The 25,389-nt window shown below is 36.9% G+C and carries 20 protein-coding genes; 9 read left to right on the forward strand and 11 right to left on the reverse strand.

What is annotated here, in order from left to right; translation table 11 throughout:
* Nucleotides 1-237: 237 nt before the first annotated feature.
* The 4 genes from msrB to BOQ62_RS03630 form a co-directional block, all read right to left on the reverse strand.
* Entirely contained in the window at nt 238-1,335 is a 1,098-nt protein-coding gene (msrB, locus tag BOQ62_RS03615; RefSeq protein ID WP_129037192.1) for a peptide-methionine (R)-S-oxide reductase MsrB, read from the reverse strand.
* A gap of 17 nt (nt 1,336-1,352) precedes the next feature.
* Nucleotides 1,353-1,799: a DUF417 family protein gene (locus BOQ62_RS03620; RefSeq protein ID WP_129037194.1), complete on the reverse strand. Its 447-nt coding sequence runs from the start codon at nt 1,797-1,799 to the stop codon at nt 1,353-1,355.
* Nucleotides 1,800-1,878: 79 nt separating this feature from the next.
* Nucleotides 1,879-2,148 carry a hypothetical protein gene (locus BOQ62_RS03625; RefSeq protein WP_129037196.1) on the reverse strand — a complete coding sequence of 90 codons (270 nt, stop codon included), beginning with the start codon at nt 2,146-2,148 and terminating at the stop codon, nt 1,879-1,881.
* Nucleotides 2,149-2,153: 5 nt separating this feature from the next.
* Nucleotides 2,154-2,708 (reverse strand): sigma-70 family RNA polymerase sigma factor, encoded by a 555-nt coding sequence (locus BOQ62_RS03630; protein ID WP_129037198.1) that lies wholly within the window; start codon nt 2,706-2,708, stop codon nt 2,154-2,156.
* Nucleotides 2,709-2,977: 269 nt separating this feature from the next.
* Here BOQ62_RS03630 and alaS point away from each other — a divergent pair, with 269 nt between their 5' ends.
* From alaS to BOQ62_RS03660, 6 genes are all read left to right on the forward strand, one after another.
* A complete protein-coding gene (alaS, locus tag BOQ62_RS03635) occupies nt 2,978-5,581 on the forward strand; it encodes an alanine--tRNA ligase (protein ID WP_129037200.1) in 2,604 nt (867 codons plus the stop codon).
* Between the two features lie 614 nt (nt 5,582-6,195).
* Complete coding sequence (locus BOQ62_RS03640; protein ID WP_129037202.1) at nt 6,196-7,674, forward strand: alkaline phosphatase PhoX; 1,479 nt, start codon at nt 6,196-6,198, stop codon at nt 7,672-7,674.
* A gap of 1,069 nt (nt 7,675-8,743) precedes the next feature.
* A complete protein-coding gene (locus tag BOQ62_RS22915) occupies nt 8,744-9,553 on the forward strand; it encodes a cytochrome-c peroxidase (RefSeq protein WP_262708297.1) in 810 nt (269 codons plus the stop codon).
* Between the two features lie 230 nt (nt 9,554-9,783).
* The gene (locus BOQ62_RS03650) at nt 9,784-12,183 is read left to right on the forward strand and encodes a hypothetical protein (RefSeq protein WP_129037204.1); all 2,400 of its coding nucleotides are present in this window, start codon (nt 9,784-9,786) and stop codon (nt 12,181-12,183) included.
* 75 nt (nt 12,184-12,258) lie between these two features.
* Nucleotides 12,259-12,495, forward strand: coding sequence for a hypothetical protein (locus tag BOQ62_RS03655; protein ID WP_034697514.1), 237 nt, complete (start codon nt 12,259-12,261; stop codon nt 12,493-12,495).
* An 8-nt stretch (nt 12,496-12,503) separates the two neighbouring features.
* Complete coding sequence (locus BOQ62_RS03660) at nt 12,504-13,973, forward strand: M20/M25/M40 family metallo-hydrolase (RefSeq protein WP_129037206.1); 1,470 nt, start codon at nt 12,504-12,506, stop codon at nt 13,971-13,973.
* 528 nt (nt 13,974-14,501) lie between these two features.
* Here BOQ62_RS03660 and ilvA read toward each other — a convergent pair.
* From ilvA to folP, 7 genes are all read right to left on the reverse strand, one after another.
* Complete coding sequence (gene ilvA, locus BOQ62_RS03665) at nt 14,502-15,764, reverse strand: threonine ammonia-lyase (protein ID WP_129037208.1); 1,263 nt, start codon at nt 15,762-15,764, stop codon at nt 14,502-14,504.
* A 13-nt stretch (nt 15,765-15,777) separates the two neighbouring features.
* The gene (gene ilvC, locus BOQ62_RS03670; protein WP_129037210.1) at nt 15,778-16,824 is read right to left on the reverse strand and encodes a ketol-acid reductoisomerase; all 1,047 of its coding nucleotides are present in this window, start codon (nt 16,822-16,824) and stop codon (nt 15,778-15,780) included.
* A 52-nt stretch (nt 16,825-16,876) separates the two neighbouring features.
* Nucleotides 16,877-17,158: a hypothetical protein gene (locus BOQ62_RS03675; protein ID WP_129037212.1), complete on the reverse strand. Its 282-nt coding sequence runs from the start codon at nt 17,156-17,158 to the stop codon at nt 16,877-16,879.
* 11 nt (nt 17,159-17,169) lie between these two features.
* Nucleotides 17,170-18,894, reverse strand: a complete 1,725-nt coding sequence (gene ilvB, locus BOQ62_RS03680) for a biosynthetic-type acetolactate synthase large subunit (protein ID WP_129037214.1) — start codon at nt 18,892-18,894, stop codon at nt 17,170-17,172.
* A 6-nt stretch (nt 18,895-18,900) separates the two neighbouring features.
* Nucleotides 18,901-20,583 (reverse strand): dihydroxy-acid dehydratase, encoded by a 1,683-nt coding sequence (ilvD, locus tag BOQ62_RS03685; protein ID WP_129037217.1) that lies wholly within the window; start codon nt 20,581-20,583, stop codon nt 18,901-18,903.
* 180 nt (nt 20,584-20,763) lie between these two features.
* Complete coding sequence (gene ilvE / locus BOQ62_RS03690) at nt 20,764-21,636, reverse strand: branched-chain-amino-acid transaminase (RefSeq protein WP_129037219.1); 873 nt, start codon at nt 21,634-21,636, stop codon at nt 20,764-20,766.
* 345 nt (nt 21,637-21,981) lie between these two features.
* The gene (folP, locus tag BOQ62_RS03695) at nt 21,982-22,776 is read right to left on the reverse strand and encodes a dihydropteroate synthase (protein ID WP_410494176.1); all 795 of its coding nucleotides are present in this window, start codon (nt 22,774-22,776) and stop codon (nt 21,982-21,984) included.
* Nucleotides 22,777-23,211: 435 nt separating this feature from the next.
* Between folP and BOQ62_RS03700 the strand changes: the two genes are divergently transcribed.
* The 3 genes from BOQ62_RS03700 (at nt 23,212) to BOQ62_RS03710 (ending at nt 25,387) form a co-directional block, all read left to right on the forward strand.
* Nucleotides 23,212-23,778: a DUF1599 domain-containing protein gene (locus BOQ62_RS03700; RefSeq protein ID WP_129037223.1), complete on the forward strand. Its 567-nt coding sequence runs from the start codon at nt 23,212-23,214 to the stop codon at nt 23,776-23,778.
* A gap of 1 nt (nt 23,779) precedes the next feature.
* A complete protein-coding gene (locus tag BOQ62_RS03705) occupies nt 23,780-24,889 on the forward strand; it encodes a BT_3928 family protein (RefSeq protein ID WP_129037225.1) in 1,110 nt (369 codons plus the stop codon).
* A gap of 150 nt (nt 24,890-25,039) precedes the next feature.
* Nucleotides 25,040-25,387, forward strand: a complete 348-nt coding sequence (locus tag BOQ62_RS03710) for a TerB family tellurite resistance protein (RefSeq protein ID WP_034692300.1) — start codon at nt 25,040-25,042, stop codon at nt 25,385-25,387.
* Nucleotides 25,388-25,389: the final 2 nt, after the last annotated feature.

Here is a 25,389-nt window from a genome sequence, read left to right on the forward strand (position 1 = left end):
CTTAAAAGTGCTTCGGGAATAAATTCTAAAACATCTTTAAGTGATATTTTGTGATCTTTAAAAACTGACATAAACAATTGATTATCAGCAATAAAGATACAAAAAATGAAATAATAAAACAAATTAAATGGCTGATAATCAATTAATTAAAATAATAATATTGAATATCTAAAAACAAAAAGTCGGAAGAAAAAATCTTCCGACCATGACTAGCCAAATGGCAGCCTTCCTTTCACATTACTTTTTATCTAACAACGGAAGATATTTTCCGTATCCTTTACTTTCCATTTCTGCTTTTGGAATAAATTTCAGAGAAGCACTGTTGATACAGTAACGAAGTCCTCCTTTATCCTCAGGTCCGTCTGTGAAGACATGCCCTAAATGGGCATCACCGGTTTTACTTCTTACTTCTACTCTGGTCATCCCGTGGGTACGGTCCATTTTTTCATCAATTAACCCTTTTGTAATCGGTTTTGAGAAACTTGGCCATCCACACCCGGATTCAAATTTATCTGTTGAGATAAACAAAGGCTCCCCAGTTGTAATATCTACATAGATTCCTTCACGGGTTTCGTTCCAGTATTCATTCTGGAAAGGTCTTTCTGTGCCGTTTTCCTGAGTAACATTATATTGCTCGGCAGACAGTTTTTCTTTTAAAACCTTTTTATCCTGTTTTTGATAGGTTGGTTTTGGAAGCGGATTGGCTTTTTTAGCCATTTCAAAAAGTCCCGGTTCAATATGGCAGTATCCACCTGGGTTTTTATCCAGATAATCCTGATGATAATCCTCTGCCTTGTAGAAATTTTTCAATGGAATGGTTTCTACTAATAAGGGCTTACTATAATTTTTTGCCAGTTTCTGAACTTCATCTTTTACCAAAGCTTCATCAGTTTTATTGCTGAAATAGATTCCTGTTCTGTACTGGTTTCCTCTGTCATTTCCCTGCTGATCTTTGCTTGTAGGATCAATGGTTTTAAAATATAGATCAATTAACAGCTTCAAATCTACCTGCTCAGGATCATATTTTACTTTTACGGTTTCTGCAAAACCTGTTGTATGACTTACTACTTCTTCATAAGTAGGGTTTTGGGTATTCCCATTGGCATAACCCACTTCTGTTCCTACCACTCCACGAATTTGTTGAAAAAAATGTTCTGTTCCCCAGAAACATCCACCTGCAAAATAAATCTCTCTAACGTTTTTGTTATCCATAATTTTCTCATTTTCTTTTTTTATTTCCACTACATTAGGCTTGTTTTTTTTGAAAAGCCCGGATCCCGCAGCAAATACTGCTATACCCAGAATGATTCCGAGTACAATTAATATATTTTTCATTTTTACCTTTTTATTCATTACTTATTATTTTGAACGATCATGAATCCAAATCCTAAAAGCATAAGGTCTTTTAAAATAAAGAAATCCGTCACAGGCACTCCATCCACTACTTTCCATACTCCCGGTGTTGTAAATAAATAGCTTAATGTCACCAGAAAAGTTACGATCATTCCAATACCTGCATACTTTTTCAATACAGCAAATTTCGCACTAAATATCAGGAGTAATGCAATGATAATTTCTATCGTTCCGATAAGATTTGACACTGCCTGGACGCTTATGATTTTATATACGAAAAAAGTTAAGAAATGGTTTTCCACCAAAGGTTTTATAGCTGCAGCTTCTGTAGGGGTAAATTTGAAGATACCAATCCACAGTAAAATAAGCGCTGCTCCGAAAAGGGAGATATAATATCCGATTTTGGATAGTTGAATCTGATGAGATGTGTGTTCTGTTCCGACCATGTTTTTAAGATTTTAATTAATACTTTATTGCTTTCGAAAGTATAGTCGGAGACATATTAAAATCCTGACAGAAATTTTCTCAGAAATTTAATTTATCGATTATTTTATTTTTAAAATCCTGAATTTCAGATTCATTTATTTCAGTCTTTTGTTCAGAAAACTTCTTTTTAAAAACTTTATCCAGAAGCGCCAGCTTTTCATTGTACATTCTGCACCATTTGCAGATCATCAAATGCATACTGAGCATCCTGTTTTCTTTGGAAGAAATAGATTGGGCATTCCTCTTTTCCATCAGTAAAGTAGCTTCACTGCATGGTAAAAATAATATATGTAGTATTCTTCTTATCATTTCTCTTATGATTTTGAAAACCAGTTAAACTCCAGACATTCTCTCAACTGCATTCGGCTTCTTTGCAAAATCTTCCAAAGATTAGTCGTAGAAACGTCTAATTCCTGACTTACTTCCGGTGCTTTTTTTTCTTCGATATAATACATTTTAAGCAGAATCTTCCATCTGGAGGGCAATTCTTCAATACATTCTTCCAATGTTTTATTAAATTCTGTACTGTCTAAAAGCTCATCATCATCGCCAGAAACATTCCAGTCATTCAAAACATCATTATTTTTCCATGATCCGGTTTCATCAAAAAAATGATCAAGTCTGATATTCGGTTCTGATTTATATTTTTTACGGTAAAAATCCGCAACTTTTCTATTCAGAATAGCCATCAGCCAGGTCAATGCATGACTTTTTCCTTCAAAAGAATCATAAGCAGAATAGGCTGCAAGAAAAACTTCCTGAACTACATCCTGTGCATCTTCTTTATTCGAAAGCACATACAGTGCTCTCTTCAAAAGTGGTCCTGAATATTGTTCTATCCAGCTTTTCAGCTCTTCATCTTTTGTCATTGGAAGTGTTTTTGTCTTATTTCAGATCACAGCGAAGGTAGTAAGTTAAACGGAATTTGCAAAATTAGGAAGATTATTATTGATTATATCCATTACAATCCTGCCATCTCAAACCTTATAGGTTTTGAAAACCTATAAGGTTTACTACCCACCCGTTATCAAAACCTATCTCCATTCAAAACATAGCATAAAATTATTACAAATCGCTTAAAAATCTTAAATTTGCATCTTATCAAAAATTTGATATTAAAAAAAGCAAAAGCAATACTATGACATCACAAGAGATACGTCAAAAATTTTTAGATTATTTTAAAAGTAAGGAGCACTTAATCGTTCCTTCAGCTCCTATTGTGCTGAAAGACGACCCTACCCTTATGTTTTCCAACTCCGGAATGACGCAGTTCAAGGATTTCTTCCTTGGCTACAAAACCCCTACCGCCCCTAGAATTGCCGATACCCAAAAGTGTCTGAGAGTTTCAGGGAAGCACAATGATTTGGATGATGTAGGTAGAGATACTTACCACCACACCATGTTTGAAATGTTAGGAAACTGGTCTTTCGGGGATTACTTCAAAAAAGAGGCTATTGCTTTTGCCTGGGAATTACTGACTGAAGTATACGGAATTCCAAAAGAAAATTTATACGTAACGATTTTTGAAGGGGATGCTTCAGAAAATCTGGACAGAGACCAGGATGCTTATGACTTCTGGAAATCTCACATTTCAGAGGATAGAATCATCAACGGAAATAAAAAAGATAACTTCTGGGAAATGGGTGAAAGCGGACCATGCGGACCGTGTTCAGAAATCCATGTTGACTTGAGAACACCAGAAGAAAAAGCTAAAGTTTCAGGACTTGAATTGGTGAATAATGACCATCCTCAGGTTGTGGAAGTATGGAACCTGGTTTTCATGGAATTCAACAGAAAGGCAGATAAATCTTTAGAGAAGCTTCCTGCTCAGCACGTAGATACGGGAATGGGCTTTGAACGTCTTTGTATGGCGCTTCAAGGGAAGTCTTCCAACTATGACACCGATGTTTTCACTCCGCTTATTGCTAAAGTTGAAGAACTTTCAGGTAAAAAATATACCGGAATTTTAGAAGACGAAAAAGATATTGCAATCCGTGTTGTGGTAGACCACATCAGAGCGGTTTCCTTTGCTATTGCAGATGGACAATTGCCATCCAACGGAGGAGCAGGCTATGTTATCAGAAGAATTTTAAGAAGAGGAATTTCTTATTCTTACCGATTCCTGGATATGAAAGAACCTTTCCTTTACAAATTGGTTGCTGTGCTGCAGGAACAAATGGGAGCTTTCTTCCCAGAGCTTGAAAAACAAGGAAAACTGGTTTCTGAAGTGATCAAAAGTGAAGAAGATTCATTCTTAAAAACAATTGAAAATGGTCTGATCAGAGTAGAAAAGCTGATCCAGCAGACCATTGCAAATAATCAGAAAGTATTACCTAGCGAAGAAGTTTTTGAACTGTATGACACATATGGTTTCCCTGATGATTTAACAAGAATCATTGCTGAGGAAAAAGGTTTAACAATTGATGAAGCTGGTTTCAAAGCTGAGATGGAGAAACAAAAGCTTCGTTCAAAGGCTGATTCTGCTCAGAAAGTTTATGATTGGGTTACCCTAGAAGAAAGAGATGAAAACTTTGTAGGATACGATCAAATTGAATCTGAAACGTATATTACAAGATACAGAAAGGTAGAAAACAAAGACGGAGAATTTTACCAGGTGGTACTAAGCAGTTCTCCTTTCTACCCTGAAGGAGGTGGACAGGTTGGCGACAAAGGGATACTTGAAAATGCAGTTGAGAGCTTTGAAGTACTGGAAACTAAAAAAGAAAATGGATTGATTATTTCGTTGATTAATGGTCTTCCAAAAGATGCTGGTGCTGTTTTCTATGCTAAAGTAAATGCTTCTGAAAGAAAAAACTCACAGGCTAACCACTCTGTGACTCACCTTCTGCATGAAGCTTTAAGAGATGTTCTAGGAACTCACGTAGAACAGAAAGGTTCTTATGTAGGTCCTGATTATCTTCGTTTCGACTTCTCTCATTTCAACAAAATGACAGAGGAAGAATTAGCACTTATTGAAGAAAAAGTAAACAAAAAGATCAAAGAAAGTATTGCTTTACAGGAGTTCAGAAATATTCCGATTCAGGAAGCTCTGGAAAAAGGAGCGATGGCTTTGTTTGGTGAAAAATATGGTGACAGCGTGAGAATGATCCAGTTCGGAAGTTCAAAAGAACTTTGCGGAGGAACTCACGTAAAAAATACCAGCGAAATTGGTCATTTCAAAATCACTTCTGAAGGTTCTGCTGCTGCAGGAATCAGAAGAATTGAGGCTATTTCAGGAGACAAGTCTGAAGAATACTTCAACAATCTTGAAAAACAGATTATTGAGCTTTCTCAATTATTAAAGTCTAAAGATGTTGTAAGATCTATCGAAAAACTGATCGAAGAAAATACTTCATTAAAGGCAGAGGTAGATGCTCTTAAAAAAGAAAAAGCAAAAGGAGAAATCGGAGAATGGAAGAATGCTTATGAGCAGAAAGGCAACAAGCAGCTTCTTGTAAAGAAAACGTCTCTGGATGCAGGTTCTGTAAAAGACATTGTATTCCAATTGAAGAGAGAAATTCCTTCTTCAGTAACGATTATTCTTTCTGATGCAGACGGAAAACCAATGATTACCGTTGGAGTTTCTGATGATCTTGCAGCAGATTATCAGGCTGGAGCTATTGTAAAGGATCTTGCCAAAGAAATCCAAGGCGGCGGCGGTGGAAACCCTGGCTTTGCAACGGCTGGTGGTAAAAACCTTGAAGGTATAGAAAACGCTTACCAAAAAGCTTTGAGCATCTAAAATAGAAACATCTATTATAAATTTTAGCTCCGGCTGTCTCAGAATTGAGACAGCCGGAGCTGTTTTTACTATATATTATTTTAACGCAAAGTATTTTCTACAATACCTTATAATTTCAGGAAGCAAAGAATGGAATCAACTTCATTGATTCTGACCAAGCGTGTGTAATAATTATACTCCCATCTACTTTCCCATAAACATCTGTGTCATCCGTGAAATCTGTGGGAAATTAAAATGATTCAGGAAAAAGCTTATACAAACCGGATACGTTTTATTTAACGCTAAGGATCGCAAGAAGCTCTCGTGCTATCATCAATATTTTCGTTCTCAAAGGCGTTAGACTCAGCTATGAAATGATTGCGTTTTTTGCTAAATGGAATGCCTTTGCGAACGAAAAAAGTAAATGTATAAAAGCTTTAGCATCTCTGCGTTAAAATATACCATTCTTTATTACTAAAATTTTTATCAAAGTCTCTCTATTTATATCCGTTCTAATTATTGATCTTATCTTAACAAACCATTACCTAATCTTAAACTATTTGTTTTGTCTTCTTAAAACTTAGTTAATACTATACCTTTAGTTTTGCCTTAATCGAAATTCAAAAAAAGTAATTATGAAAATTAATCAAACTATTGGAGCTCTATTCCTTGCAGCCATTGTTTTTCAAGGCTGTAACGATGACAATAACGGGGATTCCAATACCCCTGTCAATGACAAAATAAAGATTGAAAATTTTTCTAAAGAACCCGCTTTCGTTTATGGAATGCAAGGTTTTGAAAATTTAAATATTACCACTCTTATCTCAAGTTCTGACGTTCTTCCTGGTTCTCCCGATTTCGTTTTCGGAGGCCAGCCGGACGGAATGGGAATTATGAAAGACCCTAACTCGGATGGCTATCTGATGATCACCAACCATGAGATCAAACAATCTGTATCAAGAGTATATTTAGATAAGACATTTAAGCCTGTAAAAGGAGAATATATCTTAAACGGAACGGGAGGAATGACAAGATTATGCTCTGCTACGTTAGCAACTCCTGAAACACATGGTTTCAGCGCATTCCTTACTGCTGGGGAATCTGGTGAAGAAAGTATGGTTCATGCTTTAAATCCATTAGCACCGGCCTCTCAGGCATCGGATAAAACAAGAGTAAAACCAGCTTTAGGAAAAGCTTCAATGGAAAATGCAGTTCCACTTCCTAAAGATGTTTCTAACGGAAAATCTTACATCATCATTGGTGAAGATCAGTCTTATTCTTCTTCTCATCAGTCTGCGGGACAGTTGATCATGTATGTAGCCGATACACAGGGAGATCTTGACAACGGTAAATTGTATTCTTTAAAAAGAACAAACAACAACTATACAGAAACAGATATGACGAAAGGAAGCAGCTACGATGTAGAATTCGTGGAAATTCCGAACGCCAAAAACCTTACAGGAGCTCAGATCAATCAGAAAAATATTGACAATAACGCCATTCGTTTTTCAAGAGTGGAAGATGTAGATTACAGAAAAGGAGCAGGAAAAGGAAGAGAAATCTACTTTACCGCTACGGGAGAATCTTCTGACGGTGTAAATCCAAAAGCAGGATTAACGATGTGGGGAAGAGTCTACAAGCTTGTCCTTAATGCTAACAATATGATGACAGGAAAATTAGAAGTTGTAGCTGAAGGAGATTCTAATCCAGGAAATAATCTTATCAATCCGGATAACTTATGTGTGACTGAAAACTTTGTATACATCCAGGAAGACGGAGATTCTTATTACAAAAATGCCAACCACGATTCTTATATCTGGCAGCTGAATATCGCTACAAAACAATATAAGCCATGGCTGAACATGAAGCACAACAGAAATGATTCTGCATGGCAAACGGCTTACAACCAATCCGGAGATCTTCAGAAATTCGGTTCTTGGGAATTCGGAGCAATGGTTGATATTTCTGACATCATCGGAATTCCGAATACATTCTCCGTGAATATCCATTCTCACACGTGGCAGCTGGATAAATTCAAAAATCCTGACGGTTCCGGAATCAACACCAACAAAGAAGGTGGACAGATTGTAATCATCAGAAACGTAGAAAAATAGTTTTAATTCCTTCATATCAAATTAAAGTATCAATAGAAAATTTCTGTTGATACTTTTTCATACTTATGCATAAACTTTCAAAATACCCGATACTTCTTTTTCTGTACTGTGCAGCAGCGCTTTTTACGCTTTATTACTGTAAAAATGACAAGCAGCAACCTGTATACGAAGATCTTGGTTCTGTAAAAAACAGAATTCTCAAAACCAATGCTGATTTTGAAAAGCAAATCAACGAACTGAAAACCCTGGTTTCTACAGATTCTGATGAAAAACTCCTACAGGAAAAATTTCAGGATCTCAGGAAAACTTACAAAACAATGGAATGGGCTGTAGAATACTTCCTTCCCCACTCCGCAAGGTTTATCAATGGGCCTGCTCTCCCTGAAATTGAAATGGATGAACATACTGAAATAGAACCCGAAGGACTTCAGGTTTTGGAAGAAATGCTCTACCCTTACGATAAAGGAAATAAACAAGAAGTCATCAGAATGCTTAATAAACTTATCAATAAAAGCAACACTATAGCAACCAACTTTCAGGTTATCACCATCAGTAAAGATCAGGTTTTTGATGCGTTGAGACAGGAAGCATTCAGAATTTCCAGCTTAGGAATTTCAGGTTTTGACACCCCTATTTCGGGAACATTTTTACGGGAAATGCCTTCTTCACTGGAAGGAATTAAAGAAACACTGAGGCAGATCTCCACCAGACGTTCTAAAGATAAAGCCTTAAAAAGTATTGTAACAGAAATCAATTCAACCATTGAAGTTCTGAAAAGAAACACTGACAAAAATACATTTGATTACGCCAATTTTATTCCGGATCATCTGAATAAGATCACAGCCTTGATGCTGGATTTCAAAAATCAGGAGAACATTCCGGATGTTGAAGTCACCACTGCTTTAAACAAAAACGCTGCTACTTTTTTTAGTAAAAATGCATTTAATCCAAACGCCTTTACTCCAGGAAAAGAATATGCATTTACAGAAGAAAAGGCTGCTCTTGGACATCAGCTTTTAATGATAAAATTTTATCCAACAGCAACAACCGAAGCTGCGCAACATGTCATATTCCTGAGAAAGCCTTTACAGATGGCCTTGCCAGAGCCATGTCCCTTGAAAATTCTGAACTGGCGAGAAATACACCTTCTCTTAACTATTCAGGGTATCAGCATGGTCAGTTTTGGGATATGAGAAAGGACGATCTGGAAGGACAAAGCTCAGATGTAATCTCCAATAAAGAAGAAATGCACGGTGACCTGAATATCATTCTTGCCAAAATCAATCAGGATAAAAACTATCAGGCCGCTTTCAAAAAGATTTATCATTCCCAAAAAACAGAGGTATGGCAACTGCAGAATGTACTGGCGAGTTATATCCGTTCTCTGGCGAAATTCAATTCAGGTTTCGATGAATATATGAGAGGGAATAAATCGGCAATGACGGAAAATCAAAAGCTTGGTTTTAATCTTTTCGTTGGAAAAGCTCAGTGTGCAATATGTCATTTCGTTCCTTTATTCAACGGTACCGTTCCCCCGAATTTCAAGAAAACCGAGCAGGAAATATTGGGTGTGGCTGTGAATGCAGAAAACAGAACATTTGACAATGATTTAGGAAGAGGAAAGTTCCATGAAACAGTTCCTTCATTACAGCATTCCTTCAAAACGCCAACCCTTAGAAATATTCATAAAACAGCTCCTTATATGCATAACGGAGGCTACAAAACGTTAAAAGAAGTGATGAATTTCTATAACAAAGGTGGTGGAAAAGCTTTTGGGTTTAAAGTAGAAAATCAGACCCTCTCTGATGCACCGTTGCAGCTTACCAACAAAGAAATAGAAAATATTATTGAGTTTATGAAAGCACTCAATGATCAGTAAAACGATTCTAAAACACAACACAGAAAAACAATTAAAACTCCTGAAGATAATCTGTTCGGGAGTTTTTTATTGGAAATGTAAAGAAAAGGCCGAAAGTCAATCAGAGTAACTTTGTTCTTCAATTTTCTCAGCACAAAATCCATGAAAACATTAGATTAAATCAATGTTATACTCTGTTAAAAACTTTTTTACAAGAATAAATATTATTAATTTTGACCTAGTTTTTTTACATGAAAAGGGAATTACTGTTTTTATTTTTTCTGTTAAGCTTTTTGGGATATTCGCAATCGAAAATTAAGGTTGTGGATGATGCCACTCAAAAGCCTGTTTTTAATGCAAAAGTGTCGTGTGACAATGCCATCATTGGATATACCAATGAACAGGGGCTTCTTGAATTCAAAACAGGATGTAAAAATATTGATATTGATGCTGATTCTTACCAAAAAGAAAACATTACCGTAGAAAGCAGTATGGAAGTTTCCCTGCTTAAAAAAACATCAAAAACTACTAATATTGAAACCGTAGTTATTGAAGACAAAAGTGATCCGCGAGCACTGGAAATTCTGAGAAAAGTCAATAAACTTTTTAAAGAAAACTCACCAAAAAGTTTAGGATCCTATTCCTACAAATCCTACGAAAAAATATCTCTGGATATAGATGAAGACAGTCTTTCTCAGTTTAATCAATACTTCAATGATTTAAATATTTTCAAGAAAAAAAGAGAAAAAGACTCTCTGAACAACATTACTGCAAGAAAAATATTTTCAAAAAGCAAGCTTTTCCTTTGGGAAAGAGCTCAGGAGTTTTTATACTCCAAAAAGTATGGGGAAAAGATCAATATTCTGGATAACAGAATTTCCGGACTGAAGCAACCTATCTATGAAATGATCGCTCTTCAGCAGAGTAACAGGGATGTTGTTCCTGAACAGATAAAACCGGAAAACAGAGGACTGTACAGATTTTTCCTTTCAGACACTGTAACTCTGGATGGAAGAAAAAACTTTGTGATCCGTTTTCGTGAGGTGAATTACAAAAAACCGGACAGAAAACGAAAGTACAACGGTTCTATTTATGTAGATACCGAGACTTACGGACTTAAAAAAATTGAAAATTTCAGTAAAAATAAAAACGACGGAATTATCACCAGTACCTGGGTATTTTACAATAACAAATGGTTCCTAGCCCACGAAAAAACCAAGCTTAAAATGGGCAAAATGGCTATGGATGACAAAGTACATCCGGATGATAAGAAAGACAAAAAAAGCTTTGGCACTTATGCTTTCCTTACCTCTAAATATTTTGATTTCGAAACCCCTATTGAAGAGAATCCAAAAGACTTCAAAGGCTACACTTTTTCTGTAAAAAATATTGACGGGCATTCTCTGGACCAATACAGAACAGAGCCTCTTACCGACAGAGAACAAAATACCTATAAAACAATCGACAGTTTAGGTAAAAAATATAAAATTGATACCAAAGCACAGATTTTATCAGGATTACTGAATGGGCAGATCAGAGTAGGTTCTGTAGATTTTGCAGTAGATGAAATTGTGAATTATAACTCCTATGAAGGTTTCAGATTAGGTTTAAAAGCTAAGCTGAATGAAAACTTCAACCCTTATTTCTCACCGGATTACTATTTTGCATACGGTGTGAAAGACAGAAAATGGAAGTACGGAATGGGGCTTGACATGAAAACCACCCTGGAGAAAAACTCATTTTTCAGATTTGAGGTGTATGATGATGTAACAGCATCAGGAGAATTCAACCGAAAGCTTTGGAATTTTAAGATGAGAATGATGAACTTCGGGAATAATCTAAACAACGACCGGTATTTTCACTTTAAAGGAATGTCATTATCTTATCTGAATGATGTTACCAACGGGCTTACCGTTGCCCTTGCTGTAAGAAGAAATACAGAAGAGGCTGAATTCGATTATCAGTTCAGAGACAGAGGAACTTCTTACCGAAATTTCAATACACTTTTCACTTTAAAATATTCTCCAAATTCTACCAATATCATGACTCCGCAGGGAAAATCTCTGATTGACCAGAAATACCCTGAGCTCTATTTTAATTATGAGCAGAGTTACAAAATACTGCAGGGAGACTTTAGTTATTCCCGTTTTGATGCCCTGTTTGTTCATAATTTCAAAACACCGATCGGGACTACAGGTTTCCGTCTGTACGGAGGTCTTGTTCTGGGTGGAGCACCTATCTGGAAAAACTTTACGATGAACGGACTGGCTTCTCCAGGTAAAGATTTCAATTTTAACCTTACTTCTTATCTTGGTTTTGCAACACTTGAAGGAGGAAAATATTATAACGACAGATTCATAGCGTACTATTTTACCCATAAACTTCCCTGGTATTTCAAAAGTTTCGGCCACAATGTTTCCAGTTTTGATTTTGTTTTAAGAGGAACAATCGGAGATATGAAACATCCGGAATACCATCAGTTTAAATTCAGAAAACTGGATCATCTGTATCAGGAAGTAGGTTTGGAATGGAACAATTTCCTTTCCAGCTATTTTAACCTGGGTTTATTCTACAGAGTGGGTTATTATGCGACACCGCATTTCAAAGAAAACTTTGCCATCCAGTTTAAGCTGAAGTTTCTCGAGTTTTAATACTCTTTACCATACAAAATCTTTATTTTTGAATGAAAATTCAGAAATATTCACCGATAAATATATAAAAAGAACATGCAGAAAATCGAAATCAAAGCAGAACAGTTTTTTGAATTATTAAAACTAAAAGACACTCCGATGTGGGAGATTTTCTCACAGATGATTGATGGAAATGAAAAGGAAATTATCTTTTTAGACAATGAAGACAAGATCCTTTTTAATTATATTTTACCTTCTACACAGGAAAAACTGGAAGAAGACAGAAAGGAATTTTCAAAACAGTTTTCAGAGAAATTAGCTAACTTCAATTAAGCGTTCTTATGAATAAAAATTATATTTTCTCTCTCCTTGGGCTCTTTTTATTTGCCTTTGGAAATGCTCAGAATTATAAAAAGCCCTTAATTTCTGCCATCAAAGAATCTGATCTTCGTACCGATATGTATCAGCTTGCTGCAGACCAGTTCTGGGGACGTGAAGCCGGAACTCTGGATGAATTGAAAGTCTCTATGTGGCTGGCCGACAAAGCCAAAGAAGCCGGAATGAAACCAGCCGGAGATAACGGAACTTTTTTCCAGTTCTTCGATATGTACAGACATCAGGTAATTCCACAAAGCAGCCTGAAAATTGGAGATACCAGTCTGAAATTATGGAAAGATTTTTTGGTTGCTGAACCTGTAAATGCTTCTTTAGATGCTGAAATAGTGTATGCCGGAAACGCAGAGCCTGAAGATCTTGCCAAGCTGAATATCAAAGGAAAAGTTCTTGCTGTAAATGCTTCTGACAAAAATATATCGAAAGATATGACCCTTTTTGTAAGAAGATATCCCGGATTTGTAAGAAATAAATATTATGATAAAGCTTTTCAGCTGGGAGCAAAAGCCATTATTTTCATCACCGATGATACTTCCGAACAAAGCTGGGTAGAAGTTCTGCCTCAAATGACAAGAGGAAGCTACGGCGTAGAAGGATTAAGAGAAAAAATCACGAATAATATTCCGGTTTTATGGATCAAAAGAGAGAATGAAGGCTGGATAAAAAACAATCCTAAAGCGTCTCTGAACCTGATTACTGAAACCTACAAATATCCATCAGTAAATATTATCGGGAAAATAGAAGGTACAGATCCTGTTCTTAAAAATGAATATGTTTTGCTAAGCGGACATCAGGATCATGACGGAATCAGACATCCTGTAAAGAACGACACCATCTACAACGGTGCTGATGATAATGCAAGTACCTGTGTTGCGATGCTGGCAATGGCAAGAGCCTATAAAAAACAACCGGGAAAAAGAAGTATTCTCTTTGTTTTCCATGGTGCTGAAGAAAGAGGATTATTGGGTTCAAGATGGCATGCAGCCCACCCCGTAATTCCGAAAGAGAAAATTGTAGCCGTTCTAAATGGTGATATGATCGGAAGAAATGATAATAATGAAGCTGCTTTATTAGGAGGAAACGCTCCTCACAAAAACTCTGAAGAGCTTGTAAAAATGGCCGAAGATGCCAATAATGAAAGTACAAAATTCAAATACCTTAAAGATTGGGATTCTCCAAGCCATGCTGAGTATTTCTACTTCAGAAGTGACCATCTTCCGTATGCTAAAATTGGGATTCCTGCGATATTCTTCACCAGCGTGCTGCATGACCAATATCATACACCGCAGGATGAATCTGAGAATATCAATTATAAAAAGCTTTATAAAATGACGGAATGGATGTACAGAACATCCTGGAAAGTGGCTAATGAAACGGAACGTCCAAAAGTAATTTCTAATTTTTCGCTTGAAAGATAGTCTATAAAAAATTTAATCATTAAATAGAGTTTAGAGTTTAAGGAAAGTTAAGATTCAACTCAGTTGAATGAAGTATTTCGCTTAATCAATATCAGAAGATATTCTCCTTAACTATTCTTAATGACTTAATCATTTTTAATGGTTTTAAAAAATAATGTTATCAAAAAAAAGCTTCACAGATTGTGAAGCTTTTTTCGTCATTGTGTTTTTAGAATCTGAAATACGAAATAATTTAATATTGAATATGATTTGGAACTGTTAAGATTTTTTTAAAATTCATTATACTTCTTTTGTCTTGAAACAAAAGAAACAAAAATTCAAGACTTAGAAACTTCAGCTAAAAATGAAATCTGTTCTCTAAAAACTCTAAACTCGTGCGGAAACACTCTATGTTGAGAATTATATGTTGTCCGCACTCAAACAATAGAGTTTTTTTAACGTTCACAGCATTCATTTTCTTAACGCTTCAGTTTCTTATGTCGTTTTTTAATGTCATCAAAAAAGGTCTCTTTTTATATCTAAATTCTTTTAAATAAGCAAATTCATCAGAGAGGGATCATTGTTCAGGTAGTTGACAAAGAAATCATATTGTTTCATCTTATCAATCAATGGGGTGAAGTCTTTGTTTTGCTTCAGAGCAATTCCAACTACTGCAATTCCTTTTTCTTTTGAGTTTTTCTGAGTGTATTCAAAATAGGTAATATCATCATCAGGACCTAAAACATCCATTACAAAAGTTTTCAATGCTCCCGGACGCTGGGGAAATCTGACCAGGAAATAATGCTTTAATCCTGCATGAAGCAAAGCTTTTTCCTTGATTTCTTCCATACGGGTAATGTCATTATTGCTTCCGCTGATAATACACACTACATTTTTACCTTTTATCTCTTCTCTGTACTTTTCCAATATTGCTACCGAAAGTGCTCCCGCCGGTTCTACTACGATAGCATCTTTATTATACAGTGATAATATGGTTTCACAGACAAGTCCTTCATCTACCGTAGCCATATCGTGTAAGATATTTTTACAACGTTCGAAAGTAAGGTCTCCTACTTGCTGTACCGCTGCCCCATCTACAAAACGGCTTATCTTTTCGAGAAGAACAGGTTTTCCCTTTTCCAGAGCTTTTTTCATGCTTGCGGCTGCGGAGGGTTCTACTCCAATAATCTTTGTTTGTGGGGATAATTGTTGAAATACCGTACAAACTCCTGCTGCCAGTCCGCCACCGCCTATCGGAACAAAAAGATAATCAACCATACCTTCTGACTGTTCCAGAATCTCCAATGCCGTTGTTGCCTGTCCTTCGATAATTGCCGGATCATCAAATGGATGAATAAATACACTGTTATGATCTTTGCAAAACCTCATCGCGGCATCTTTTGCGGCATCAAAAGTATCTCCGAAAAGGATAACATCTATGTATTCTCCGCCGAACATTTTTACCTGCTCAAGCTTTTGTCCGGGTGTTGGTAAAGGCATAAAAATCGTTCCTTTGACCTTCATCGTCTGACATGCAAATGCAACGCCCTGCGCATGATTTCCGGCACTGGCACAAACAACTCCTTTTGAAAGTTCTTCCCCAGACATGGTGGCCATCTTATTATAGGCTCCTCGTATTTTATAAGATCTTACCCTTTGGAGGTCTTCTCTTTTAAAAAGAATATTTGCATCGTAAATCGCTGACAAATTATTATTGACAGCCAAAGGTGTTTTTACCACTACATCTTTTAATCGTTCCTCCGCTTTATAGACATTCTCTAAAACGGAGGAACTTATTTCCTCTTTCATCATCTTGTTTAGTAATTTAATTGTTTTCGGGTCTCAGGCTGCGTACCGTCTTACCAGCCTTCCACATTTCGCTTTCTCTAAGCTCAGTAAGTTCAGCTTCCAATTTTTCACGATAATCCGGTTTGCTGTTGCTGTCGATAGAACGTTGTGCTTCGTTTCCTTTCGCTACATTGTCATACAATTCTTCAAACAAAGGCGAAGTAGCGTCTCTGAAACGTTTCCACCAGTCTAAAGCTCCTCTCTGAGCGGTTGTACTGCAGTTGGCATACATCCAGTCCATTCCGTTTTCTGCTACCAAAGGCATTAATGACTGAGTCAGTTCTTCTACGGTTTCGTTAAAAGCTTCAGAAGGACTGTGGCCATTTTTTCTCAATACATCATACTGAGCGGCAAATATTCCCTGTACAGCACCCATCAATGTTCCACGTTCTCCGGCAAGATCGCTGTATACTTCTTTTTTAAAGTCGGTTTCAAAAAGATATCCGCTTCCGATCGCGATCCCTAATGCAGTTACTCTTTCTCTGGCTTTTCCTGTAGCATCCTGATATACGGCAAAACTGCTGTTCAGACCTCTGTCCTGTAAAAACATTCTTCTCAATGATGTTCCTGAACCTTTTGGTGCAACCAAAAATACGTCTACATCGGCTGGGGGAACAATTCCTGTACGTTCACTGAATGTAATTCCGAAACCATGAGAGAAGTATAATGCTTTTCCCGGGGTAAGATGCTGTTTTACTTTCGGCCAGTATTCAATCTGTGCGGCATCACTCAGAAGATAGCAGATAATGGTTCCTTTTTCAAGAGCTTCTTCAATTTCGAATAAAGTTTCTCCCGGTACAAATCCGTCTGCTACTGCTTTATCCCATGATTTGGAGTTTTTTCTCTGTCCTACAATCACATTAATCCCGTTATCTTTTTGGTTTAAAGCCTGCCCAGGTCCCTGTACTCCATACCCGATTACTGCTACTACTTCATTTTTTAATACTTCCTGAGCTTTATCCAACGGAAATTCTTCTCTTGTTACTACGTTTTCCTCTACTCCTCCAAAATTCAATTTTGCCATTTTTTTTGATTTTATTTATTATTGACTTGATTATGATGTTTAATTTTTATGCTTAACTAGCATATTCTACTGCCGTCAGGTATGGAGTTCTGTGATAATGTACTTCCAGAACGTCTACCTGCTTTTCCATTTGTCTGCTGATCTTCTGAACAGAATCTTCTGTTTCTCTGATTACGATAACAAACTTTTTTACTTTTTCTATTTCCGAAGGCCCTACATTGAAGGTTATCATAGAAATTCTTCTTCTTGAAAATATAGCATTGATGCGGCTGATCAATCCTAAATAATCTTCTGTGTACGCCGTTATGGTGTATTCTTTATGATCTGTTTTCATCTTTTTTATTTTTAAGCTTTATTATTTAATACAATCTCCGAAACACTTTTTCCCTGGGAGATCATCGGAAATACATTGTGTTCTTTTCCTGTCATTACTTCAAGAAGGAAAGAACCTTTATGATCAAGCATTTCACGGAGTGCCCATTTCAGGTCTTCTCTATCGGATACTTTCTTTCCTGAGATGCTGTATCCCTTTGCTACCTGAACAAAATCGGGGCTTTGGATATCTACCGAGGAATATCTTTCTTCGTGAAACAGCTCCTGCCATTGCCTTACCATTCCCAGATAGCAATTATTCAGGATTAAAATCTTCACTTCCGGATGATATTGCATAATGGTTCCCAGTTCCTGAATATTCATCTGGGCACCGCCATCACCCATTACGGCAATAACGGGATAATTGGTTTCCGCATAAGACGCTCCTATTGCAGCAGGAAGACAGAAGCCCATTGTTCCAAGCCCTCCACTTGTAACATTGGTTCGGGAATGTTTGAATTGCGAATAGCGGCATGTTGCCATCTGATGCTGTCCAACATCCGTTACAATAACGGCTTCACCTTTTGTCATTTCATTCAGGTAACGGATAACTTCTCCCATTGTAATTTCACCCTCTTCAGGGTAAAGCTCTGTATGGATCAGATTGATACTTTCAATTTCATGACATTTTTTAAATCTTTCATGCCAGTCATGATGTTCTCTTTTTATAATCCTTTCGGTAAGAAGTGGAATTGTGTGTTTGCAGTTCCCAAGAACCGGAACATCAACTTTTACATTTTTATTGATCTCTGCGTTATCAATATCCAGATGAATAATTTTGGCCTGCTTTGCATACTGATCCAGTCTTCCGGTCACACGGTCATCGAACCTCATCCCGACAGCGATTAAAACATCGCATTCATTAGTTAATATATTCGGGCCATAATTTCCGTGCATTCCTACCATTCCTACAGCTTGTGGGTGGGTAGTGGGAATAGCGCTCATTCCTAAAACCGTCCATGCTACCGGAATTCCTGATTTTTCGGCAAACTGTAAAAACTCTTTTTCAGCTTTCCCCAACATAATCCCCTGTCCTGCAATGATGAATGGCTTTTCTGCATTATTGATCAGCTCTGCAGCTTTTCCAATATTTTCGATAGATGGATCAGGATCAGGTTTATAACTTCTCAATGAATTACATGTTGAATATCCTTTATAAGCAACAGACTGCAATTGGGCATTTTTCGTCACATCAACCAATACAGGACCCGGACGGCCTGATTTTGCAATGTAAAATGCTTTTGCCAATACTTCGGGAAGCTCATTGGCATCGGTCACCTGATAATTCCATTTGGTAACAGTACTTGTGACATTCATTACATCTATTTCCTGAAAAGCATCGGTTCCCAGAAGATGTTCAAAAACCTGTCCTGTAATGCAAACCAAAGGGGTATTATCCAATAGTGCATCTGCCAAACCTGTTACAAGATTGGTGGCTCCGGGACCACTGGTAGCCAATACGACACCGACTTCTCCTGAGACTCTAGCCAGCCCCTGAGCTGCATGTACTGCTGCCTGCTCATGACGTACCAATATATGTTTCAGATTCTCTTTATAGTCGTAAAGGGCATCATAAATAGGGATAATGGCACCTCCCGGATATCCGAAAACAGTTTTCACCCCTTCCTGAAGAAAGGCTTCAAGAATGATCCGGCTTCCGCTCAGTTGTATTTCTGTTGATATATTCAGGTTTTCCATATTTTCTTATTGAGTGATTTCGTCCGTTACACAGCCTTCTGCTGCTGATGATACTGTTAATGCATATTTATAAAGCAATCCTTTCTGTACTTTAAGAGGTGGTTTTTGCCATCCTTTTTTTCTTCTTTCTATTTCTTCTTCTGAAACTTTAAGCTGTATGGTGTTGTTGACAGCGTCAATCTCAATCAGATCATCATCATTTACAAAAGCAATCAGACCTCCTTCGTGCGCTTCGGGAGTAATGTGTCCTACTACAAAACCATGGGTGCCTCCACTGAATCTCCCGTCTGTAATTAAAGCGACACTACTTCCCAGTCCTGCTCCAATCAATGCACTGGTGGGTTTCAGCATTTCCGGCATTCCGGGAGCTCCTTTCGGGCCTTCATGTCGGATAACAATGACATCGCCATGCTGTACTGTGACATCCTGAATTCCTCTGATCAGATTTTTTTCGCCATCAAATACGCGGGCTTTTCCTACGAAACGTTCGCCTTCTTTTCCTGTGATCTTGGCTACGCTTCCTTTTTCGGCAAGATTTCCGTATAGTATTCTCAGGTGCCCAGTCTCTTTTACAGGTTCTGAAAGAGGTTTTATAATTTTTTGTGTATTAAAATCCAGATCCGGAACATTTTCTAAATTCTCTGCTAATGTTTTTCCGGTCACCGTTAAACAATCCCCGTGTAATAATCCTTGTTTTAAAAGATATTTCATTACGGATGGTATTCCTCCGTGTTCATACAGATCCTGCATCAGGTATTTTCCGCTTGGCTTTAGGTCTGCCAGCACCGGAGTTTTATCACTCATCCTCTGGAAATCATCCTGAGTAAGTGGTACTCCCACACTTTTTGCCATGGCTATAAAATGTAGAACGGCATTGGTACTTCCTCCAAGAATAACAATCATACGAAGCGCATTTTCAAAAGCTTTACGGGTCATGATATCCGAAGGTTTAATATCTTTTTCCAGTAATACTTTCAGATACTTTCCTGCTTCAAGGCATTCTTCCTGTTTTTCTTTGCTTAAAGCTGGATTGGAAGAAGAATATGGAAGACTCATTCCTAATGCTTCGATAGCGGAAGCCATTGTATTGGCGGTATACATTCCACCACATGCACCTGCTCCGGGACAGGAATTTTTCACAACTCCATCAAAATCTTCTTCTGTGATTTCTCCTGCAATTTTTTTCCCCAGTGCTTCAAAAGCAGAAACAATATTGAGCTGTTCTCCCTTGTAGCAGCCTGGAGCAATCGTTCCTCCGTACACCATGATGGATGGTCTGTTCAGTCTTCCCATCGCAATGATTGTCCCCGGCATATTTTTATCACATCCCGGCAATGCAATCAATCCGTCGTAGTATTGAGCTCCACATATGGCTTCGATACTATCCGCAATTACATCGCGGCTTACCAGAGAATAGCGCATTCCATCTGTTCCGTTACTCATTCCGTCACTTACTCCAATGGTGTTAAAAATCAATCCGGCTAATCCATGATTCCATGTTCCTTTTTTTACTACCTGAGCCAGATCATTCAAATGCATATTGCAGGTGTTCCCGTCATATCCCATACTGGCAATTCCGACCTGAGCTTTGTGCATATCTTCTTCTGTAAATCCTATCCCGTACAACATTGCCTTGGCTGCGGGTTGCTCACTGTTCTGCGTGAATGTTTTTGAATATTTATTTAACATACTTTTTCTACATTTTCTATTCTTTTTCTCTTCTTCAAATAGAGTTCTTTACTAAATTTTGATCCAAAACTACATTTTGTAATATTCTTTTCATTTTCATTTTTTCTAAAAACTACAATATTCAATTATTAAGAAAACAGAATTACTCAATTGATAATCAAATATTTAAATTCATAATATTTACAATGACAGAACTCTTACTAATTTTAAATATGCCTGTTGTACTCTCCCACTTGCCGTGTTTTCCCAGTCTTTGGTAAAAGGAACATCATCAAGTGAATGTAAAGCAACAATCTCTGCTGCTGTACCACAGAAAAAGCCTGCATCTGCCCCTCTCATTTCCTCAGGTTTAAAAAAGGTTTCTTTTACAGGGATATCAAGCTCATCGCAGATCTCCATAACGGTTTGTCTTGTAATTCCCGGAAGGATGCTTCCTTTACCTGGAGTATATAAAACCCCATCTTTTTCATAGAAAACATTGGCTCCTGAGCTTTCGGCAACGTTTCCGTTTTCATCCAGAACCAGCGCTTCATCATACCCTTTGTCTTTAGCATCCTGACACGCAAGTATTGAGTTTACATAATGCCCTCCTACTTTAGCTTCCACCTTGAATGCTTTAGGATTAGGACGTTGAAAAGGGGAAGTCATGATTTTCATTTTGTCTGCCAGATAGCCGTTATTCCATTCCCAGGCAAGAAGTGACAGGTAAGATTTTTGTCCTTTTGAAAGTGACATATTGGGTGAACACGTGACCAATGGACGGATATAAGCATCTGTAAACCCATTACGATCCAGAAGTTCATAGGTAAGTTCTGTAAGCTGATTTACGGAATAATCGAAAGGAATATGCATCAGTTCTGCTGATCTTTTCAGCCTTTCATAATGTTCTTTTGCTTTGAAAATTTGAGTTCCATGATCTGTGCTGTAGGATTTAATTCCTTCAAAAACAGAGTAACCATAGTGAAGAGATTGTCCATACAGATCGGTTCCGGCATCTTTCGCTTTCATAAATTTTCCGTCAAAATAGATGGTCGTGTCGTCGTTGTAATACATGTTATAGAGGTTTAAAAAAATTAACAAATGGGAATAAAAAAAGCCCTCTCACGTTGTGAGAGGGCTCAATATATGTACAGTCATACATCTTCCGTCTCACAAACGCAAGGGAATAATAATGACGATAATAATTACTGATACTAACTGATACATATTCTTTATACTATAAAAAATTAAAAACAAAAAACCGTTTCATAATTTGAAACGGTTTTATATATAATTTAAATTAAAATCTATTTAAAATGCCGTTTCCTTACTGTTGCTAATGACAACAGCGATAATAGAAATGACAATAATATTTTTCTGATTCGTAAAATTCATATTGCAAATGTATAAACTTTTTAATTACTCACAAGTTTTTTCACACTTTTTATTTTTTCGTAAAAAATGAGTCAACGTTTCCTTTGCTGAAGCCACATCATGAACTCTTATAATTTTTGCTCCCTGCTCCAAAACTTTCCTATGAAGTTCTTGGGTTTCTTCATTGATATCCAAAGGAGATTTTCCGAGAGGTTTGTAGATAAATGACTTTCTGGAAATGCCTATCAAAAGAGGAAATTTTCCGAATCCGAGGTATTCAACTTCGTGGATCATTTTCATCTGATCTTCTACAGTTTTTCCGAAACCAAAACCGGGATCAAGAATAATATCATTCACTCCTTTTTCTAAAAGTTCTTTTGTTTTTTTAGCAAAATATTGATTTACTTCCAGCGTAATATCATCGTATTCTATTTTATCATGCATGGTTTCGTAGGAAGGATTTACATGCATGAGAATGTAAGGAAGCTTCGTTTCAGCAGCTGTATCAAACATTTCAGGATCATACTGACCGCCTGAGATATCATTGATCAGATCAATTCCTTCATTGAATCCGAATTTCACGGTTTCTGCATAAAAGGTATCAAGAGAAACCAATGCTTCCGGGAATTCTTTTTTAATCAGGAAAATAAGATTTCCAATTCTCTTTATTTCTTCTTCAGCGCTTAAAAATTCTGCATTGGGGCGTGTAGACTGAGGACCGATATCCAATATTTCAGCTCCGTCTTTCAACAGCTTTTCGGCGTGTTCAAATGCAGATTTTTCATTATTGAACTTTCCGCCGTCAGAGAAGGAATCTGGTGTCATATTGAGAATTCCCATGATCTTTGGAGTGTCCAGTTGTACTAAACGACCGTTGCAGTTGATTGAGTAGGTTGGAGCGTTGGAGAGTTGGAGAGTTGGAAGGTTCGAGAGCATGAGATTATTATTGGTGGGGATAAATGATAATTGATGAATGATTTTTGTAGTGCAAAATTAGTAATTTATGAGTTTTTAATGAGAAATTAGAAGTTAGAAATTAGCTTGAAAGTTAGAAGCTGAAAGTTGGATGCTAAATGAGCCCTTTTAAAGCTCAAAACTAGATAAATTCGAATCTTGAAACTCTTTCCTCAAAATACTCTCTAACCCAAAAACTCGAATCCCGAATCCCGAAACTCTCAAACTCTCCCACTCTCAAACTCTCTCACTTACAAACTCAGCTCTTCAAATTCAAAAATCTAAAACCGAATTCGTATATTTGGAAGATTAAGAAAATTTATGCTAAAAACATCAGTACAGTTCGAGAAAGTTATCAGTGAATGCCGTGATCTTTTCGGTAAAAAATTACAGGATTATGGTGCAGCATGGAGGGTTTTAAGACCGAGCTCCATTACGGATCAGATTTATATCAAGGTGAACAGAATCCGTACGCTGCAGATGACTGATAAAAAGATGGTGGATGAGAGTGAAGAAGATGAATTTATCGCCATTGTGAACTACTCGATCATTGGACTTATTCAGTTGGAGAAAGGTCTTTCCAATGATTTCAACGAAAATAAAGAAGAAATTTTAGGTCTGTATGACAAGTATGCCAATGAGGCAAAGGCTTTGATGGAAAGAAAAAACCATGATTATGGTGAGGCATGGAGAGATATGAGAATTTCTTCGATTACGGATCTTATTTATCAAAAGGTATTAAGAACTAAGCAGATTGAGGATAATCAGGGACAAACCATTGTTTCAGAGGGGCTTGATGCCAACTATTTTGATATGCTGAATTATGCTGTCTTCTGCCTGATCAAGTTCTCAGAAAAAGAAAATCAATTCGAACCCAAAAATATTTAATATGCTCAAAGGTTTATTACGCTTTATTATTGCTGTTATTTTCATCCTTTCAGGCTTTGTGAAAGCCGTGGATCTGGTAGGTTTTTCTTTCAAAATGGAAGAATATTTTGCACCTCCGGTTTTCAACATGCCATTTTTAGAAAAGTTTGCCCTGCTGTTTTCGATTATCGTTGTAGTACTGGAGCTTTTTTTAGGATTTATGCTCCTGTTAAAATTAAAGCTTAAATTTACCTTATCCATATTAATCGCACTTTGTATTTTCTTTGGATTCCTAACCTTTTACTCAGCCTATTTCAATGTGGTTACAGACTGTGGATGTTTTGGAGATGCTATCAAATTTACCCCTTGGCAGAGTTTCCTTAAAGATGTTGTACTTCTGGTAGGATTAATCATATTATTTGTCTTATACAGAAAAGATTTCCGTAAAAAAGATCAGTACGGAGTTACTCAGAAAGAGTCTTCCAGTACATTTAAATATATCATTTTAACTGTATTTTCTCTAGGAATGATCTACGTTATGGCACAGGGAATCATGCATGAACCGATCATTGATTTCCGTGATTATAAAATAGGGACAGACATTAAAGCTGAAAAAGGAAAAATTGAAAAAAATCCTTCTGAATATAAGACTTTCTATTCTCTTAAAAATCAGAAAACAGGAGCTGTTGTAAAAGTAAATCAGGATGATTATATCAAAAAAACAGAATACTGGGCAGAAGGTTCTCCATGGAAAATTGAAGAGGGAAAAAATGAATCTGTACTAACCAAAGAAGGTTATAAATCTGAGATCGTAAAATTTAAGATTGAAGATACAACCGGAATGGAAATTACCAATGAGATTATCAACGCTCCAAAAGCTGTTTTGGTGTTTTCTTACCATCCGAAAGATGTTCCTGCTGATCTTCTTCAGAAAGTAGAAGCTAAAGTAAATACCCAGAAAGGAGCCCTTATCTATGGAATTTCTACGTATCCAAATACTTTTAAAACCATTAAAAATGCAATGATGGATGCAACTGCCATCAAAACCATTGCTAGAAGCAATCCATTTGTGCTGATTCTTGAAAACGGAAAAATTATAGATAAACAGCCTGCAAAAGACTACGTTAATTAATTATAAATGATGAATGATAAATTATAATTGATTGGTGGCTAAGAGAAATATTTGTACCCAACTATCAACTATCAACTATCAACTATCAACTATCAACTATCAACTATCAACTATCAAATTTAAACACTAAACTTAAACATACAACAACTCATGCAAAAATCAAATAAATCAATCGCCGGTTATCACTTATTAATGATCCTTTCTTCTGTAGACGGAGAGTTTGCTCCTGAGGAAGGAATGCTGGTACAGCAATACATGGCGGATGAATTTCCTTTCAGAATGAACCTTGACAATGAGCTTGAAACACTGGCTCTTCTGCAGCCTGAGGAATGGAAAGATCATTTTGAATTCCATGCAAGATGTTTCCACGAAGATTCTACGGAGGATGAGCGTGTAAAGTTTGTTCAGTTTGCAAAATCACTGATCAAGGCTGATAATAAAGTAACTGAAGAGGAGCATACGTTCTATGTTCTGCTGAAAAATCTTTGGGGATTATAAAC

Origin of the sequence: Chryseobacterium sp. CH21 (assembly GCF_004119445.1) — a bacterium.
Lineage (GTDB): Bacteria > Bacteroidota > Bacteroidia > Flavobacteriales > Weeksellaceae > Chryseobacterium.